2 protein-coding genes are annotated in these 3,484 nt (G+C 66.2%); one reads left to right on the plus strand and one right to left on the minus strand.

All coding sequences use genetic code 11. The annotated features are described in order from the left end of the window. Positions 1–912 (minus strand): recombination-associated protein RdgC (locus RMO40_RS22015; RefSeq protein ID WP_309725741.1); only part of this gene is annotated, 912 nt, incomplete at its 3' end. 210 nt (positions 913–1,122) lie between these two features. On the opposite strand from RMO40_RS22015, the gene RMO40_RS22020 reads away from it, so the two are divergent. Continuing rightward, a partial coding sequence (locus RMO40_RS22020; RefSeq protein WP_309725742.1) for an Ig-like domain-containing protein occupies positions 1,123–3,484 on the plus strand: 2,362 nt, incomplete at its 3' end.

Here is a 3,484-nt window from a genome sequence, read left to right on the forward strand (position 1 = left end):
CGCGGGTTTGTCGCGCGCCAGCTCGCCGCCCAGCGCGTCGATCAACTGCGGGAAGAGCTGGCTCAGCTCGCCGGTGGTGATGGCGACGTCGGTGTCGAAGCCGTTGTCGTCTTTACCCGTCGATCCCGCGCCTTCGAGCGCCACGTCGAGCAGCTTGATCTTCTTTACTGTGCCAGCTTCGTTCAGCACGAAGGAGACGCGGCTGTTCCAGGTCATGGCCAGCGAGGTGGGCAGCTTGCCCTGGGCGATGTGCTCGCCGACCTCGTCGATGTCGAGCGTGTGGCGGGCGTAGCGCACCAGCGACTTTTCGCTGTCGGGCTGCTTCAGCTCGCACTCGCGGTCGATCGTGAAACCGGCCGGCGCTTCGCGGCTCTTCAGCCACTCGGCCATGGCGGTGGCGGGTGAGAGCTCGGTTTGCAAAAGGGTGAGGGTGATGCCACCGCCCAGCAGCTCCACCAACATGCTCACGATGCGGTCAGAGGCCTTCACGCTGCCGGCGCCGACGATCACCAGCTTGGCGCGCGGGTCAATCCATACCAGCGTGGTCGAGCGCTTGGGGAAGGCACGCGGCAGCAGGCCGTGCACGATGTCTTCTTTCAGCTCCTTGGCCTTCTTGCCCTTGGGGCGGCGGCCGGTGTCGGCTTCGACCTTGTCGAGCTGCGCCTCCAGCGTGTTTTTCACCACCTGGCTGGGCACGGCCTTGCGCTCGATGCACAGCTTGAGGATGAGCTGGCCGCCCACGCCTTCCATCAGCACGCCGTTCTTTTCACCCCGCGGCTCGACCCAGCCGATGGACTCTTGTTGCGATGCGCCGCATTCGACAAAACGGCCGGCGTCGAGGCGGGCCTCGATCTCGGCACTGGTGGGCGGCTCCCAAGGGCCGATGCGATAGAGAAGTGCGTTCTTGAACATGGAGGCAGGCGTGGTTGGGGGGCGGATTGTAGGTGGCGACCGTTCGCCCTCCGAGGGTTTGCCCGCGTCATTGACCGGCAGATGCCCGGTTGACAGGGGGGTGTACGCCCTCTATAAAATAAACATTCTCAAAACAAAAACAATAGAACAAATGTTCTAAAAGTGTTCTACAAAAGTGGTGCCGATCACGAGCGCCACAAGGAGACGTCGATGAAGCTCAACCGCCTTTCGTTCGGGGCCCTGCCGCGCCTGGCAGCGGCCGCACTGTCCTTGTCGCTCGGCGCCATGCACGCGCCCGCATTGGCTGATGGCCCCGGCTTGCCCAACCTCAGCTACAGCAGCGCCGAAGTTTTCCAACCGCTGGTCATCCTGAACAGCGACGTGTCGGGCAGCGCCCGAGGCCACGGCACGGTGCAGATGGTCAACGGCTATCTGTTCGTGCCCTTCGGCCGCGACTCGGGCGCTTCGGGCGGTGGCTTCGCCTTCTACGACATGAGCAACCCGCGCGCGCCGGTGCGGGTGTCGCAGACCAACGTGACGGCTTTGCGCGAGCCCCACGGCTTCGGGTTCAGCAACAGCTACCCGGGCAAGTATGTCGTGATGCAGGCCATCAACGGCATCCAGTTCTGGGACATCACCAACGAGCGCGCGCCCGCGTTGCTCAACTCGATGACGCTGCCCGGCATTGCCGAGTCCGACTACGCGCTGGGTGCGTGGTGGGTGTTCTGGCAGGCGCCGTATGTGTATGTGGGCGGCTCGGGCAACGGCATCTATGTGGTCGATGCCACCGACCCGCGCAACCCGACGCTGGTGACGCAGGTCAGCACCGGCAGCTGGGGCGGCTTTCGCGTGGGGCCGCTGTTTGCGGTCGGCAACCTGCTGGTCGCGGCTTCCAACAACGAAGGCCCCGGCCTCGTCACGCTCGATATCAGCAACCCGCGCGACCCGCGTGTCATCGCATCGACCACCGCCATGGCGGGCCACTACAGCGCCGTCGTCAACGGAGAGCGTGTGATCACCGCCGGCATCGACAACCGGCTGCACGTGTTCGACATCACCAACCCGGCCAGCTTCCCGCAGCTGGTGCAGTCGCCCGACATCGGCGGGCGCGGTGGTTATGTGTCGACTCAGCGCGGCTTTGCCCACGCCGGCTTCTCCAACAAGTACGCCAAGGTCAATCTGTCGACGGGTGCCATCGTCGGCACCGGCACGTCCAACATCACCAACCGCGACGAAGACTTCGGCACCGTGTTCGGCAACCTGGTGATGGTGGGCAACGACCACGGCAATGGCAGCGCGATCATGCCGCACCAGACCGGGCCGATCACCGGCTCGGCCGCGGTCAACATGGTCTCGCCGAAGAACAACGCGACCAACCAGGCGGTGACCAGCCGCGTGGGCATCACGCTCACCGACCAGATCGATTTGCGCACCGTGTCCAGCAGCACCTTCATCGTGCGGCCCGTCGGTGGCGCGGGCCTTGCCGGCAAGTACAGCGGGCAGTCGAGCATCCTCAACTTTTCGCCCGACGCACCGCTGTTGCCTGGCACCACCTATGAAGTGGTGGTCACGGCCGGTGGCATGAAAGACGATGTGGGCATCGGCGTGGCCGCGTTCACCTCCCGCTTCACCACCGCCGGCACGGCCCCTGGCGTGTCTTGCACGCTCGGCGCCCGCACGCCGGCACTGGTGGGCAGCACGGTGTCGTTCAGCCCGGCCAGCGCCAGCGGCACCAACCTGCAGTATTCGTGGAACTTCGGTGACGGCACCAGCACCGGCTTCTCCAGCAACGCCTCGGCTGCGCGCGTTTACTCAGCACCGGCGCACTACCCGGTGGTGCTCACGGTGCGCAGCGGCACCGTCACCAGCACCTGCTCGGCCACACAGACGGTGCACACCCAACCCACGGCCACCGCGCCGCGCTCGTCGAGCACCATTGCCTTCGACGCCGGGCGCAACCGTGTGTGGGTGGTCAACTCCGACAACGACTCGGTGACCGCCATCAACGCGGCCAACAACACCCGCCTCTTCGAGCAGGCGGTGGGCCTGAACCCGCAGACGCTGGCGCAGGCGCCTGACGGCCGCATCTGGGTCACCAACCACGGCTCGGGCAGCATCAGCGTGCTCGACCCGGTCAGCGGCGCGGTGGTGCAGACCATCCAGACCGGCCTCGGTTCACGCCCCTTTGGCGTGGTGTTCAGTCCGCTGGGCACCTCAGCTTTCGTCACGCTGCAAGGCTCGGGGCGTGTGCTCAAGCTGCACCCGAGCACGGGTGCCGTGCAGGGCACGCTCACCGCCGGCAGCTCGCCGCGCGGCCTGGCCATCTCGGGTGACTCCAACCGCCTGCTCGTCACCCGCTACATCTCGCCGCTGGACCGTGGCGAGGTGGTCGAGGTGAACACCAGCGCCTTCGTGGTGACGCGCACCTTCGCGCTCGCCACCGACCCCGGCCCCGACACCGAAGCCAGCGGCCGCGGTGTGCCCAACTTCCTGAGCGCGGTGACCATCCAGCCCGATGGCAAGCGTGCCTGGATCCCGTCGAAGAAAGACAACACGCTGCGCGGCACGTTCC

Origin of the sequence: Rhizobacter sp. (assembly GCF_031412075.1) — a bacterium.
In the GTDB taxonomy this organism is placed as follows: domain Bacteria; phylum Pseudomonadota; class Gammaproteobacteria; order Burkholderiales; family Burkholderiaceae_C; genus Rhizobacter.